Origin of the sequence: Comamonas sp. MYb21, assembly GCF_037479395.1 — a bacterium.
GTDB lineage: Bacteria > Pseudomonadota > Gammaproteobacteria > Burkholderiales > Burkholderiaceae_C > Comamonas.
Genome location: NZ_JBBGZC010000001.1, coordinates 634536 through 648448 on the forward strand (window position 1 = coordinate 634536; position 13913 = coordinate 648448).

The window sequence follows — 13913 nt, forward strand, 5'->3', positions numbered from 1 at the left end:
AGGCGGGTGGGGAAGCAGGGGCGCGCTGGGCGCCCAAGGCTTGCTTAGAAGTTGTGGCGGATACCAGCAGCGAAGGTGCTGAAGTCGGCGCCGGAGATACCGGTGGCGTAGCTGGCGTTGGCCTTGTTGTCGACCTTGGTGTAGCCAGCGTACAGCTTGGAGCGCTTGCTCAGGTTGTAGTTGTAGCCCAGGATCAGCTGGCGTGCGCCGCTGTTGCTGACGTCGTCCCACTTGCCAGCCCAGCCGAAGCCAGCGACAAACTCGGAAGCACCCATGGTGTACATACCGGTCACGCGCGCTGCATTGCGCTTGCCGCGCAGCTCTTCGTCAGAGCGTTGGTAGTAAGCGCCCAGTTGGAAGGCATTGATGGTGTAGTGCGCGCGCAGGCCCAGTTGCTTGTCGCCACCGACCTTGGTGAAGCCTGCACCCAGGGCCAGAGGACCGCTTTCCCAGTTGGCAGCCAGGTCGTAGCCGTTCTTGTCGTTGGTGCCAGCAGCCTTTTCGTGGAACGAAGCAGCGCCTTCAATGGTCAGGCCGCCCAGGAACACGGGGGTGCGGTAGGCGATCTTGTTGGAGTCGCGCATCACGTAGCTGTACAGCGCATCCGACAGCGAACCGGTGTCGTGGTTAGGCTGGTCCAGCACGCCGTAGTCAGCCACTGCGTAGTAGGACTCAGCGGTGAAGGTACCCAGACGCAGCATACCGAAGTTGCCAGCCAGGTTCACTTCGCTTTGGCGGCGGAAGGTCAGACCACCAGCGGAACCGGTGCCCGAGCCGTCATCCGAGTTGAAACCCGATTCCAGCACGAAGCCAGCCTTCAGGCCGCCACCGAGGTCTTCCGTGCCACGGAAACCGATACGCGATGCGTTGTTGAACAGGCCGGTGGTGGACACATCGCCCACCTTTTGGCGTTCCACCGAGGTGTTCACACGGCCATAAACCTGCACGCTGCTTTGAGCCAGTGCAGCGGTAGAGCCAGCAATGGCCAAGGTGGCAATCATCAAACGATTCAGTGAACGCATAGTGTCCTCGGGGATGTAGTCATTAAAAATGGTTGGACGGTGCTGTTGGGGTCCGCACAGGGCAGGTTTCAGCCCGTCACATAATGTTAATTCTAGGCGGCAGTCCCCGAAAAACGCGCTGAATATCTTGCAGTTTTTGCGAGAGTGACGCATCGCTACCACACTTATGTGACACACCCTGGTATTAACCATGAGATACCAAACCGCGCAGAAAAAAACAGCACCCGAAGGTGCTGTTGGGAGGTGAAGGCCACGGGTATCAGGTCATCCGCATACCCGCGGCCAGCTCGCAGTGCTGAGGTTCAGTCGTTCGCGTAGATATCCACATCCTTGGTTTCACGCACAAACAAGGTTCCGATCACGAAGGTGATGCCGGCGATGATGATCGGGTACCAGAGGCCGTTGTACATATTGCCGGTCTGGGCGACGATCGCGAAGGCCGTTGTCGGCAGCAGACCACCGAACCAGCCATTGCCGATGTGGTAGGGCAGCGACATGGAGGTGTAGCGGATGCGGGTCGGGAACATTTCCACCAGCATCGCGGCAATCGGCCCGTAGACCATGGTCACCAGCAGCACCAGGTAGGTCAGCAGTACCACGGTCAAGACCTTGTTCGTCTTGGCGGGGTCGGCCTTGGCAGGGTAGCCGTCCTTGGCCAGGGTTTCCGCCACAGCCTTCTTGAACGCACCGTCCTTGGCCTTCAGATCGTCGCCACTCAGGCCCGCAGCCGAGTAGCTGGGGATGGTGTCGTTGCCGATCTTGATGACCGCCGTCGTGCCCGCAGGGGCGGCCTCGGTTTCATAGCTCACTGAGTTGGCGGCCAGCAGTTGCTTGGCCACATCGCAGGAGCTGGTGAACTTGGAGGTACCCGTCGGGTTGAACTGGAAGGAGCACTCGGCCGGGTTGGCCACGACCACCACCTTGTTCTTGGCTTGCGCCGCTGCCAGATCGGGGTTGGCCGCTTCGGTCAGCATCTTGAACACAGGGAAGTAGGTCAGCACGGCCAGCAGGCAGCCCGCCATGATGATGGGCTTGCGGCCGATCTTGTCGGACAGCGCACCAAAGATCACGAAGAACGGCGTTGCGATCAGCAGGGCCACGGCGATCATCAGATTGGCACTGACAGCATCGACCTTGAGCTGTTGGGTCAGGAAGAACAGCGCATAGAACTGGCCGGTGTACCAGACCACGGCCTGGCCGGCGGTCAGGCCGATCAGCGCCAGAATCACGATCTTCAGGTTCTTCCACTGGCCAAACGACTCGCGCAGCGGGGCCTTGGAGGTCTTGCCTTCGGCCTTCATGCGCTGGAACGCAGGCGATTCGGACAAGGTCATACGGATCCACACCGACACACCCAGCAGCAGAATCGACACTAGGAACGGAATGCGCCAGCCCCAGTCATTGAAGGCGGGCTCGCCCATCACGGTACGCGTGCCCAGAATCACCAGCAGGGACAGGAACAAGCCCAGGGTCGCCGTGGTCTGGATCCAGGAGGTGTAGGCACCACGCTTGCCATGCGGCGCATGCTCGGCAACGTACGTTGCCGCACCACCGTATTCACCACCCAAGGCCAGACCTTGCAGCATGCGCAGCACGATCAAGATGATGGGCGCTGCCACGCCGATGCTGGCGTAGTTGGGCAAGATACCGACGATGAAGGTCGATGCGCCCATCAGCAAGATGGTGACCAGGAACGTGTACTTGCGCCCGATCATGTCGCCCAGGCGGCCGAACACCAGCGCGCCAAAGGGGCGCACGATAAAGCCGGCCGCAAAGGCCAGCAACGCAAAGATGAAGGCGGAAGTTGGGTCCAGTCCGGAGAAGAACTGTTTGGCGATGATGGCCGCCAGCGAGCCGTAGAGATAGAAGTCGTACCACTCAAAAACGGTGCCGAGTGACGAGGCGAAGATGACCTTGCGCTCCTCCTTGGTCATCGGCCGTGCTGCTGCACTGGTTGCCATGCTGTTGTCTCCTTGTAGTGTTGCCGCTCTTTTGTTTGGCGGACACTGCATTCTTCAAGCAAGCGCTGACCCTAGTCTGACGGTTTTCCAACACAAGCTTGCAATCTGCTGACAATTCGCTGACAAAATCCAGCGCAACCCGCACAAAGCGTTTTGCGATGCGGAATATCGCTGCACTGCAGCAGCAACCAAGGGAAAGTCCCAGTGCGGGAAAAACCGCTGGAAAAGGCGTTTTCAGCGGCTTAGAAGCTGGAAATCAGCGCTTGGGCAAACCGGAGGGGCGGTCGGCTGCCGCATCCCATTGGCCATCGGCAAACCAGGCATCGCCGTTCAGGTAGGCGCTCAGCATCGGCAGCCCATCCAGGCCCCAGAACAGCTTGTCGTCCAGCACCATGCTGGGCACGCCAAACACGCCGGCGGCGGCCGCCGCATCGGTATTGCTGCGCAAGGCCTGCTTGGCTTCCTGCTCGGCCGCGTCGCCATGGCGCAGCTGCTCGGCAAGCGTTTGCTCCAAGGCCTGCAGGCGCTGGGCATCGAGCGCATCGGCGCCACCCAGCCAGACATGGCGAAAGATGGCATCGGCCGTGAAGCGGTTGATGCAGCCGCCCTGGCCCGTGCGCAAGGCCAGGCGCAGCAAGGGCAAGGGGTTGAAGGGGTGCTGGGCGGGCATTTGCAGACCGCAGCCCAGGCTGTGGCCCAGCCAGCTGGCATGGCGGTAGGTCCATTCGCGCTTGCCGGCAATGCCGGCCGGGCCGGGGTTGGCATGCTGCTGCAGCAAGGCACCCAGCAAGACGGGCCGGTAGCGCACATGCACGCTATGGCCTTGCAGCGCCTGCGGCAGCGCATGGAAGGCCAGCCAGGCGTAGGGAGAGACAAAGTCCAGGTAGAAATCGATGCTTTTCATACCCGGCTCCTCTTAGACCGTTGGCACCAGCGGCCGGCCATTAGTGCCCAGGCCCGCACGGCCCAGCGCCTGCAGCCAGATCTGCTGCCGTTCGGCGGTATCGGCCTTGGACCAGGCGCGGATCTCGTCGATCGAGCGGTAGCAGCCGATGCAGTGGCTGCGGTCCGCATTCATCTTGCACAGCGACACGCAGGGCGATGGCACGACATCGCTGTAATCGGCGGCAAAGGCGCCAGTCACCCGCACCTGCTTGGTGCGGGCTGCCAGCGGCGCGGGCGAAGCCACAGGCAGCTCCACCGGCTTGTCCATTTGTTCCGTCATGCCGCCTCCTTGACCACATCGGCCACCGGCGCGCCGGTCAGCGCTTCCAGATCGGCCGGCGCCAGCGCAAACACGCTATTCGGGTGGCCTGCGGCAGCCCAGATCTGTTCAAAGCGGAACAGCTCGCGGTCAATCAGGGTAACGGGCTTGGTCACATGGCCGACCGGCGACACACCGCCAATCGCGAAGCCGGTACGGGCTTTGACAAAATCCGCATCCGCACGGCCTACCGGGCCGACCAGCGCCGCCACCTTGGCCTCGTCCACGCGGCAGTCGCCCGAGGTGATGACCAGCACGCAGGCGTCATCGCTCTTGCGGCGGAAAATAATGCTCTTGGCAATCTGGCCCAGCGCAATGCCCAGCGCATCGGCCGCTTCCTGGGCCGTGCGCGCTGCCACCTCCAGCATCTGCGGCCCATGCGGATGGCCCTTGTCCTGCAGCACCCTGGCTACCCGCTGCACCCCTTCGGGCAGGCTCAGCAACTCCGCTCCACACATGGTCAACTCCTTGTTAAGCGACGATTGTGCCGTTTAGCAGGCTCCGCTGCAGCGCAGCGGGCATTCGCGCTGCCGCGCTGGGCGATCAACCCGCGCGCTTGTTCATCAGCGCCACGGCCACGCGCGAGTTGGGCTTGCGCTGCAAAAAGTCGCTGATGTAGATGCCCGCATCGACGAGCTTGTCCAGGTCAATGCCGGTCTCGATGCCCATGCCATGCAGCATGTAGACCAGGTCTTCGGTGGCGACATTGCCGGTCGCGCCCTTGGCATAGGGGCATCCGCCCAGGCCGGCGATGGACGACTGGAAGTTCCAGATACCCAGCTCCAGCGACGCCAAGGTGTTGGGCAGCGCCTGGCCATAGGTGTCGTGGAAATGCCCGCTCACTTGGTCCAGATTGAAATACTGCAAGGTCGCTTCCAGCGCCTTTTGCACCTTGATCGGTGTGCCCACGCCGATGGTGTCGGCCACATCGACGCGCTCGACGCCAATGCCCTTCATCAGCTCGGCCAGGTAGGCCACGCGCGAAGGCGCAATCTCGCCCTCATACGGGCAGCCCACGGTGCAGCTCATCGCGCCGCGCACCGCAATGCCGGCGGCCTTGGCCGCTTCCACCACCGGCGCAAAGCGCTCGATGCTCTCGGCAATCGAGCAGTTGATATTGCGCTGGCTGAAGGCCTCGCTGGCCGCGCCAAACACCACGATCTCATCGGGCTGGGAGGCCACGGCCGCTTCATAGCCCTTCATGTTCGGGGTCAGCACCGAATAGCGCACACCGGCCTTGCGCGCCAGCCCCGCCATCACCTCGGCGTTGTCGCCCATCTGGGGGACCCACTTGGGGCTGACAAAGCTGGTCACCTCGATCTCGGTCAGGCCCGCATCCTGCAGGCGCTGGGTCAGCTCGATCTTGACGGCCGCCGGCACCGGCGATTTCTCGTTCTGCAGGCCATCGCGCGGGCCGACATCAATCAATTGGACTCGTTGGGGGTAGCGGGCCATGGGGCGTCTCCTGGGGTATTTCTTAAAAACGGGGGCGGAATCAGTATCCGCGATCGGCATAGACCATGCCGCCAGGCTTCTCTCCGGCGGCAAAGGCCTGGAGCTTGTGCAGGATCTGCTGCAAGGTCTCCTCGGGCAAGGTGCGGGCGGAGCTGTGCGGCGTGATGCGGATCTGCGGCTGCTGCCAGAACGGGTGCTCGGCGGGCAGCGGCTCGGTGCGGAACACATCCAAGGTGGCACCAGCCACCTGCCCACTGTCCAGCGCGGCCAGCAGGTCGGCGTCGACCAGGTGCGCGCCGCGCGCCACATTGATCACATAGGCGCCCGGCTGCAGCTGCGCCAGCAGGCCGGCATCGATGATGTTCTCGGTCTGCGCGGTCAGCGGCAGCAGGTTGACGAGGATACGCGTGGCACGCAGAAAGTCCGGCAGCTGCGCCATGCCCTCAAAGCACTGCACACCGGCGATCTGCTTGGGCGAGCGGCTCCAGCCGCGCACCGGAAACGCAAACTGCGCCACCGCCTGGGCCACGCGCTCGCCCAGCACACCCAGGCCCATCACGCCGACGGGAAAATCGCTGCGCAAACGCAAGGGCTGCTGGGCCCAGATGCCGGCGCTTTGCTGCGCCCGGTACGGCGCCAGGTCACGGAAATGGTCGATCACCGCATGGCAGACATACTCGGCCATCTGCACGGCCATGCCGGCGTCTTCGAGCCGCAGCACCGGCACGCCGGGGGGCAGCTGGCGCGCAAACAGCGCATCGACGCCAGCGCCCATGTTGAAGATCGCCTTGAGGCCCGCGCCTTGCTCGTCGAACAGCTGCTGCGGCGGCTTCCAGACCAGTGCGTAATCGGCCTGGGCCATGCCGGGTGTCCAGCCGCAGGCTTGGGCCTGGGGAAGGTGCAGGCGAATCGCATCCAGCCAGGGCTGCAGCTCATCGCTGTCGGTGTAGACGAGAATTTTCATGGCCGGCATTTCAGCACAGAAAAGGGTGCTGCGCCGTCACAGACAGCGCAGCGGCCCTGTCAGGCGGCGACGACCTGCAGCTTGAGCAGTTCGGCGCCCTCAGTCACCTGGTCACCGGGCGCAAACAGCAGCTCCAGCACCTCGCCATCGGCCGGGGCGGCAATCGTGTGCTCCATCTTCATTGCCTCCATCACCGCCAGCGGCTGGCCCTTGCTGACCTTGTCGCCGGCCTTGACTGCAAACGACACCACCTTGCCCGGCATCGGGGCCGTCAGGCGCCCGCCTTCGCTGCCGGCCTCACCGGCATGGGCCAGCGCATCGATGGTGGTGATCTCGGCCGCGCCGCGCGGGGCGAACACATGCACCACTTCGCCCTGTTGCCAGGTCTGCACCTGGTCGCGCTGGCCGTTGAACTGCAGCTCCACGAGCTCGCCGTTGGCGCTGAACTGCAGCGGCCCGCTGGCATCGCCCACCGTCAGCACCAGGCCAGCGGCCTCATAGCGCAGCGCGGCCTGCAGCTTGTCGCCGCCAAACTCAAAGTCAAAGCGGCGCTCGGTCACGCCATGCGATTGCCAGCCATCACGGCGGCTGAAGGGGTCGTGGCTCTCGGTAGCGCGCTCCTGCAGCAGCTCGGCCACCACGGCAGCGGCCGCAGCGGTGTCCAGGCCCAGGCCGCGCTGCTTGAAGAGCCGTGCCTCTTCGCGCTGGATCAGCGCCGTATCGAGCTTGGCCTGGCCAAACGATGGCGTGGCCAGGATATGGCGCAGGAACTGCACATTGGTCTGCAGGCCGACAATGCGCACCGCAGCCAGCGCCGCATCCAGCCGCGCCAGCGCCTGGGCGCGGTCTGCGCCGTGGACGATGAGCTTGGCGATCATGCTGTCGTAGAAGGGGCTGATGGCATCGCCTTCGCGCACGCCATCGTCAATGCGCACATCGCTGATCGCAAAACTGCTGCAGTCGGGCTTGCGGTAGACATGCAAGGTGCCGGTGGCGGGCAGGAAGTTGTTGTCCGGGTTCTCGGCGCAGATGCGCGCTTCGATCGCGTGGCCGCTGATCTTGAGCTCCGCCTGCTGCTTGGGCAGCGGCTGGCCATTGGCCACCAACAGCTGCCACTGCACCAGGTCTTCGCCAGTGATGGCCTCGGTCACCGGGTGCTCGACCTGCAGGCGCGTGTTCATCTCCATGAAGTAGAACTTCATCGCCTCGGGTTGGTCGTAGCCGCCGGGCTGCTCAACGATGAATTCCACCGTGCCCGCGCCCACATAGCCCACGGCCTTGGCAGCGGCGACCGCCGCCTCGCCCATCTGCTGGCGCAGCGCAGCGGTCATGCCGGGCGCAGGGGCTTCTTCCAGCACCTTCTGGTGGCGGCGCTGCACCGAGCAGTCGCGCTCGAACAGGTACACGCAATTGCCCTGGGTATCGCCAAACACCTGGATCTCGATATGGCGGGGGCGCAATACGTATTTCTCAATCAGCACCGCATCGTTGCTGAAGCTGTTGATGGCCTCGCGCTTGCAGGATTCCAGCGCGGCAGCAAAGTCCTCGCTCTTTTCCACCAGGCGCATGCCCTTGCCTCCGCCGCCGGCGCTGGCCTTGATCAGCACCGGGTAACCGATGCGGTCGGCCTCCGCGTGCAGCATGGCCGGGTCCTGGCCGGCGCCATGGTAGCCAGGCACCAGCGGCACGCCGGCCTTTTCCATCAGCTGCTTGGATTCGGCCTTCAGGCCCATCGCACGGATGGCATTGGCAGGCGGGCCGATGAACACCAGGCCCGCAGCGGCGCAGGCCACGGCAAAGTCTTCGTTCTCGCTCAAGAAACCGTAGCCGGGGTGGATGGCCTGGGCGCCGGTGGCCTTGGCAGCTTCGATGATGCGTTCCCAGCGCAGGTAGCTGTCCTTAGGGGCGCTGCCACCGATGTGCACGGACTCGTCGCAGGCGGCCACATGCTTGGCATGGGCGTCAGCATCGGAATAGACGGCCACAGTCTTGACGCCCATGCGGCGGGCGGTAGCGGCGACGCGGCAGGCAATCTCACCACGGTTGGCGATCAAAATTTTCGAGAACATAGAACAATCTCCTCAGTCTTCTTCCCTGACCCCGGCCCGCCTTTGCAAGCCCCCGGTCAATATCGTTGGTGATCCGCGCCCATGGCAGCCAAGGCCACCGGCTCTTCATGGCCCAGCCACCGGCGAATCCGGCGCACCACGGCCCGCAAAAACTTCCACAACACCCAGGTCATCACCCACATCAGCACCAGCACCACGGCCAGCGCCAGCGCAAACACCAGCGGGTGGTGGATGGCCAGCCACACCGCGCCGATCGAGACCCCGTCTTCGACCAGGCTGGCGCCCCAGTTGGAGAAAGGCTCCGGGCTGGTGTTGATGGCCGCGCGCGTTGTGGTCTTGGCCACCTGGCTGCTCAGCGCCAAGGTGCCGCCCATCAGGGCTGCCGCTGTCGCCATCGTCGCGTTGTCGGTGCCAAAAACGCTGGCCGCCAAGGCCGCACCCGCTGGCACCCGCACCACGCTTTGCACCACATCCCAGACCGAGTCCACGCCGGGGATCTTGTCGGCAAAGAACTCGACAAACAGCAGCGCGCCGCTGATGAACAGGATCACCGGCTGCTGCAGCACCGTGAGCCCACCGGGCAGCTGCAGCACGCCGGTGGCGCCCAGCATGCCCGTCACAAACACCACCGCGTAGAGCCGAAAGCCGCTGGCCCAGCCCAGCGCAGCCGCCAAGGCCATCAGCTGGCCCCAGTCCCACTGCGCCATGGCCTGGCCCATCTGGCCAGCCACCTGGCCGACCTGGTCGGCCGCCTGCCCCACCGTTTGCGCGGTGCCCTTGTCCAGATGCAGGCCGATGCCGTGCAGCCAGTTGACGATGGTGTTCCAGATATCCATGGTGGTGCTCCTCAGTGCCAGTCAGCAAACGCGCTGTTTATAGCGCCAATGCCCGCTTGCTGTCTGCCATCCAAGGCCGCGTTAGGGCTGCATCAGCCTCCCAGCCAGCTGGGTTTGCGTTTGTTCAAGAATGCCTGCACGCCTTCCTTGCCTTCGGCGCTGGCGCGGATGTCGGCAATGCCGGCCACGGTCTCGGCGATCAGCGCCTCGTCCACCTCGCGGCCAGCCACATCCAGCACCAGTTTTTTGCAGGCCTGCACCGCGGCCGGGCTGGCGCTCAGCAGGTGCTTGAGCAGGCCGTCCACGGCGCTGTCCAGCGCCTCGGCCTCCACCACCTGGTGCACAAAGCCGCTGCGCAGCGCTTCGGCAGCGTCAAAGCGCTCACCGGTCAGAAAGTAGCGGTGCGCCGCACGCGGGCCCATCGCGCGGATCACATAGGGGCTGATCGTGGCCGGGATCAGGCCGATCTTCACCTCGCTGAGGCAAAAACCGGCGTGGCTGGCCGCCACGGCCATGTCGCAGCAGGCCACCAGGCCCATGCCGCCGGCGTAGACATCGCCCTGCACCCGCGCAATCGTCGGCTTGGGGCAGGTGTAGATCACGCGCAGCATCTCGGCGAGCTTGCCGGCATCGACCAGGTTCTCCTCGCGGGTGTAGTCGGCCATGGCGCGCATCCAGTTCAGGTTGGCGCCAGCGCAGAAGGCCGGGCCTTCGGCGGCCAGCACCACGGCGCGGACCTGGGCCTGCGCACCCACCCAGCTGAAGGCGCGGGTGATGTCGGCAATCACCTCATCGCTGAAGGCATTGCGCACATCGGGCTGGGTCAGGGTGATGGTGGCCACCGGTCCAGCGGCTTCGACGGTCAGAAATGTACTTTTCATGGTGTCCTCTCTGTCCTTACATGCGGAAGATGCCGAATCGGGTGTCCTCGATCGGTGCATTGCGCGTGGCCGCCAGGCCCAGCGCCAGCACGCGGCGGGTATCGGCCGGGTCGATGACGCCATCGTCCCACAGGCGAGCCGAGGCGTAGTAGGGGTGGCCCTGGTCCTCGTACTGCTGGCGGATGGGCGCCTTGAAGGCCTCTTCCTCCTCCGCCGTCCAGGCGCCGCCCCGGCCCTCGATGCCATCGCGCTTGACCGTGGCCAGCACGCTGGCCGCCTGCTCGCCACCCATCACGCTGATGCGCGCGTTCGGCCACATCCACAAAAAGCGCGGGCTGTAGGCGCGGCCACACATGCCGTAGTTGCCGGCACCAAAGCTGCCGCCGATGATGATGGTGAACTTGGGCACGCTGGCCGTGGCCACCGCCGTCACCAGCTTGGCGCCGTGGCGGGCAATGCCCTCGTTCTCGTACTTGCGGCCGACCATGAAGCCGGTGATGTTCTGCAGGAACACGAGCGGAATCTTGCGCTGGCAGCACAGCTCGATGAAGTGCGCGCCCTTGACGGCCGACTCGCTGAACAGAATGCCGTTGTTGGCGATGATGCCCACTTCCATGCCCTCTACGCGGGCAAAGCCGCAGACCAGCGTCGCGCCAAAACGGGCCTTGAACTCGTCGAAATCGCTGCCATCGACGATGCGGGCGATGATTTCGCGCACATCAAAGGGCTTGCGCGTATCGACCGGGATCACGCCATACAGCTCATCGGCCGGGTAGGCCGGTGCCTGTGGCGCCTTGTCGGCGGCATGGGGCTGCTTGGCCTTGTTCAGGTGGCTCACGGCCTTGCGGGCCAGCGCCAGCGCATGGGTGTCGTTGTCGGCCAGGTGGTCAGCCACGCCCGACAGGCGCGTGTGCACATCGCCACCGCCCAGGTCTTCGGCACTCACCACCTCGCCTGTGGCAGCCTTCACCAGCGGTGGGCCACCCAAAAAGATCGTGCCCTGGTTCTTCACGATGATGGACTCGTCGCTCATCGCCGGCACATAGGCGCCGCCAGCGGTGCAAGACCCCATGACCACGGCGATCTGCGCAATGCCCTGGGCCGACATATTGGCCTGGTTGTAGAAGATGCGGCCAAAGTGCTCGCGATCGGGGAAGACCTCGTCCTGGTTGGGCAGGTTGGCGCCGCCCGAATCGACCAGGTAAATGCAGGGCAGGCGGTTTTGCGCGGCCACTTCCTGGGCGCGCAAATGTTTTTTTACCGTCATCGGGTAGTAGGTACCGCCTTTGACCGTGGCATCATTGCACACGATCATGCAGTCCACCCCACTGACGCGGCCCACGCCGGCGATCAGGCCCGCACCCGGTGCATCGTTGTTGTACATGTTCAGCGCAGCCAGCGGCGCCAGCTCCAAAAAGGGCGTGCCGGGGTCCAGCAGCATCTGCACGCGGTCACGCGGCAGCAGTTTGCCCCGGCCCAGGTGCTTGGCACGGGCGGCTTCACCACCGCCTTGCGCCACCTTGGCAGACTGGGCGCGCAGGTCCTCCACAATGCTGCGCATGGCTTGCGCATTGGTCTGAAAATCTGCCGACCGGGCATTCAGCTGGGTTGCGAGTTTGCTCATGCTTGTCCTCTTCAATGTTCTAGCGTTCCGTTCAGAAACGCGTTTTCTTTAAAAATAGTCTGCTGCCAAACGAATCCGCACCATGCACACCGTCGAAACCGTCCTGCTCGTCCTGATGATCGGTGCCGTCACCGGCATCATTGCGCGCTACATCCGGGCCATTCCGCTGCCCCTGATCCAGATCATGCTGGGCGCGGCGCTGTCCTGGCCACAAAAAGGCCTGCATATCGATTTCGACCCCGGCCTGTTCATGCTGCTGTTCATTCCGCCGCTGCTGTTTGCCGACGGTTGGCGCATTCCCAAGCGCGAGTTCTTTGCGCTGTACCGCCCTATTTTGCGGCTGGCCTTCGGCCTGGTGCTGTTTACCGTGATTGGCCTGGGCTACCTGATCCACTGGATGATCCCGGAGATCCCGCTGACCGTGGCCTTTGCACTGGCCGCCGTGATATCGCCCACCGATGCGGTGGCCGTCTCGGCCATCACGCGCAACCTGGGCATGCCGGCCCACACCATGCATGTGCTCGAAGGCGAATCGCTGCTCAATGATGCCTCGGGCCTGGTGGCGCTGAAATTTGCCATCGCCGCCACCTTGACCGGCCTGTTCTCCTGGACCCAGGTCACGCAGGAGTTTTTGTGGATCGCACTGGGCGGCCTGGGCGTGGGCGCTGCGGTGGGCTGGGGTTTCAGCTACCTGCGCGATACCGTCACCCGCCGCCTGGGCGATGTGGCCGCCACGCAGATGGTGCTGCTCTTGGTGCTGCTGCCCTTTGCGGCCTACCTGCTGGGCGAAAAAATTGGCGTCTCCGGCATTCTGGCGGCCGTGGCTGCGGGCGTGGCCACCAATTTTGGCGACCTGAACCGGGCCGACTACATCTCCGAGCGCATGCAGACCGCCGGTACCTGGGCGATGGTGGAATCGGCCTTCAACGGCGCGATCTTCCTGCTGCTGGGCCTGCAGCTGCCGTCGATCATCGGCGTGACCTTGCGCGATGCCGGCCATGACTGGTGGATTCTGGTGGGCTATGTCGCCATCATCTCGATCGCGCTTTTGGCGCTGCGCTGGATCTGGTTGATGCTGGGCGTCAGCCGCAGCCTGCACAAGGCCCACCAGGCCGGCAAGCTGGTCAAAAAACCCGACCTGTGGCTGAACCTGGCCACGACCCTGGCGGGCATCCGTGGTGCGGTCACGCTGGCCGGTGCGCTGTCGGTGCCGCTGCTCTTGAACAACGGCCAGCCGTTTCCGGCACGTGACATGCTGATCTTTCTGGCCACCGGCACCATCTTGTTCACCCTGGTGATCGGCAGCATCGGCCTGCCACTGGTGCTGCGCCGCGTGCAGGCGGTGAGCGAGCCCGAATCGGTGCGCGAAGAGCGCCAGGCGCGCATTGCAGCCTGCCGCGCTGCGATCAACAGCCTGGCGATGAGCGACGACGATGCCGCCCAGCAGCCCACCGAATGGCAGGCCCAGCAGCACGAAATCGAAGGCCGCATTGCGCGCGAGTACCGCAACCGTATCGACCTGCTGGATGAAGAGCGCACGCCCGAAACCGCCGAGGTGCAGGACCTGGCCACGCCCGACGCGGTGCAGGAGCGGCGCCTGCGCTATGTGGCCGAGCTGGAGATGCGGCTCAACTGCATCAAGGTCGAGCGCCACACCATCTACGCCGAGCGGCACAACAACCGCATCAACGACGAATCGCTGCGCAGCCTGGTCCAGGAGCTGGACCTGAGCGAGATCACCTTGCGCAAGCGCCTGGAAGTGGCCCGCCGCGCCGCCGCCAAGCAAGCTGCCAAGCTGGAAGGGCATTGATCGTTCAGGCGGGTGCTGCATGGCGGC

12 protein-coding genes are annotated in these 13913 nt (G+C 64.4%); 1 reads left to right on the plus strand and 11 read right to left on the minus strand.

Annotation, left to right across the window (positions count from 1 at the left end):
- Positions 1-44 precede the first annotated feature (44 nt).
- The 11 genes from WH367_RS02865 to WH367_RS02920 form a co-directional block, all read right to left on the minus strand.
- On the minus strand, positions 45-1022 hold the full coding sequence (locus tag WH367_RS02865; protein ID WP_027010383.1) for a porin: 978 nt from the start codon (positions 1020-1022) through the stop codon (positions 45-47).
- Between the two features lie 302 nt (positions 1023-1324).
- Positions 1325-2983, minus strand: coding sequence for an MFS transporter (locus WH367_RS02870; RefSeq protein WP_339534089.1), 1659 nt, complete (start codon positions 2981-2983; stop codon positions 1325-1327).
- A gap of 256 nt (positions 2984-3239) precedes the next feature.
- The gene (locus WH367_RS02875) at positions 3240-3887 is read right to left on the minus strand and encodes a DsbA family protein (RefSeq protein WP_339534091.1); all 648 of its coding nucleotides are present in this window, start codon (positions 3885-3887) and stop codon (positions 3240-3242) included.
- A gap of 12 nt (positions 3888-3899) precedes the next feature.
- Complete coding sequence (locus WH367_RS02880; RefSeq protein WP_339534093.1) at positions 3900-4208, minus strand: DUF1289 domain-containing protein; 309 nt, start codon at positions 4206-4208, stop codon at positions 3900-3902.
- Positions 4205-4705: a YbaK/EbsC family protein gene (locus WH367_RS02885; protein ID WP_339534095.1), complete on the minus strand. Its 501-nt coding sequence runs from the start codon at positions 4703-4705 to the stop codon at positions 4205-4207. The genes WH367_RS02880 and WH367_RS02885 overlap by 4 nt, the downstream gene beginning before the upstream one ends.
- Positions 4706-4790: 85 nt before the next feature.
- Entirely contained in the window at positions 4791-5702 is a 912-nt protein-coding gene (locus WH367_RS02890; RefSeq protein ID WP_339519658.1) for a hydroxymethylglutaryl-CoA lyase, read from the minus strand.
- A gap of 40 nt (positions 5703-5742) precedes the next feature.
- Positions 5743-6666 carry a 2-hydroxyacid dehydrogenase gene (locus WH367_RS02895; RefSeq protein ID WP_339534097.1) on the minus strand — a complete coding sequence of 308 codons (924 nt, stop codon included), beginning with the start codon at positions 6664-6666 and terminating at the stop codon, positions 5743-5745.
- 59 nt (positions 6667-6725) lie between these two features.
- Entirely contained in the window at positions 6726-8735 is a 2010-nt protein-coding gene (locus WH367_RS24340) for an ATP-binding protein (RefSeq protein ID WP_445228055.1), read from the minus strand.
- Between the two features lie 56 nt (positions 8736-8791).
- A complete protein-coding gene (locus WH367_RS02910; protein WP_339534098.1) occupies positions 8792-9571 on the minus strand; it encodes a DUF4126 domain-containing protein in 780 nt (259 codons plus the stop codon).
- A 92-nt stretch (positions 9572-9663) separates the two neighbouring features.
- Positions 9664-10452, minus strand: coding sequence for an enoyl-CoA hydratase/isomerase family protein (locus WH367_RS02915; RefSeq protein WP_021024798.1), 789 nt, complete (start codon positions 10450-10452; stop codon positions 9664-9666).
- Positions 10453-10468: 16 nt separating this feature from the next.
- A complete protein-coding gene (locus WH367_RS02920) occupies positions 10469-12076 on the minus strand; it encodes a carboxyl transferase domain-containing protein (protein ID WP_021024799.1) in 1608 nt (535 codons plus the stop codon).
- 82 nt (positions 12077-12158) lie between these two features.
- Here WH367_RS02920 and WH367_RS02925 point away from each other — a divergent pair, with 82 nt between their 5' ends.
- On the plus strand, positions 12159-13886 hold the full coding sequence (locus WH367_RS02925; protein ID WP_021024800.1) for a Na+/H+ antiporter: 1728 nt from the start codon (positions 12159-12161) through the stop codon (positions 13884-13886).
- The last annotated feature ends 27 nt before the right edge of the window (positions 13887-13913 follow it).

Excerpts from the sequence above, each read along its gene's own strand:
- WH367_RS24340 (WP_445228055.1), bottom strand. The coding sequence starts at position 8,735 with ATGTTCTCGAAAATTTTGATCGCCAACCGTGGTGAGATTGCCTGCCGC.
- WH367_RS02915 (WP_021024798.1), bottom strand. The coding sequence starts at position 10,452 with ATGAAAAGTACATTTCTGACCGTCGAAGCCGCTGGACCGGTGGCCACC.
- WH367_RS02875 (WP_339534091.1), bottom strand. The coding sequence starts at position 3,887 with ATGAAAAGCATCGATTTCTACCTGGACTTTGTCTCTCCCTACGCCTGG.
- WH367_RS02870 (WP_339534089.1), bottom strand. The coding sequence starts at position 2,983 with ATGGCAACCAGTGCAGCAGCACGGCCGATGACCAAGGAGGAGCGCAAG.
- WH367_RS02885 (WP_339534095.1), bottom strand. The coding sequence starts at position 4,705 with ATGTGTGGAGCGGAGTTGCTGAGCCTGCCCGAAGGGGTGCAGCGGGTA.
- WH367_RS02895 (WP_339534097.1), bottom strand. The coding sequence starts at position 6,666 with ATGAAAATTCTCGTCTACACCGACAGCGATGAGCTGCAGCCCTGGCTG.
- WH367_RS02880 (WP_339534093.1), bottom strand. The coding sequence starts at position 4,208 with ATGACGGAACAAATGGACAAGCCGGTGGAGCTGCCTGTGGCTTCGCCC.
- WH367_RS02925 (WP_021024800.1), top strand. The coding sequence starts at position 12,159 with ATGCACACCGTCGAAACCGTCCTGCTCGTCCTGATGATCGGTGCCGTC.
- WH367_RS02920 (WP_021024799.1), bottom strand. The coding sequence starts at position 12,076 with ATGAGCAAACTCGCAACCCAGCTGAATGCCCGGTCGGCAGATTTTCAG.
- WH367_RS02910 (WP_339534098.1), bottom strand. The coding sequence starts at position 9,571 with ATGGATATCTGGAACACCATCGTCAACTGGCTGCACGGCATCGGCCTG.
- WH367_RS02865 (WP_027010383.1), bottom strand. The coding sequence starts at position 1,022 with ATGCGTTCACTGAATCGTTTGATGATTGCCACCTTGGCCATTGCTGGC.
- WH367_RS02890 (WP_339519658.1), bottom strand. The coding sequence starts at position 5,702 with ATGGCCCGCTACCCCCAACGAGTCCAATTGATTGATGTCGGCCCGCGC.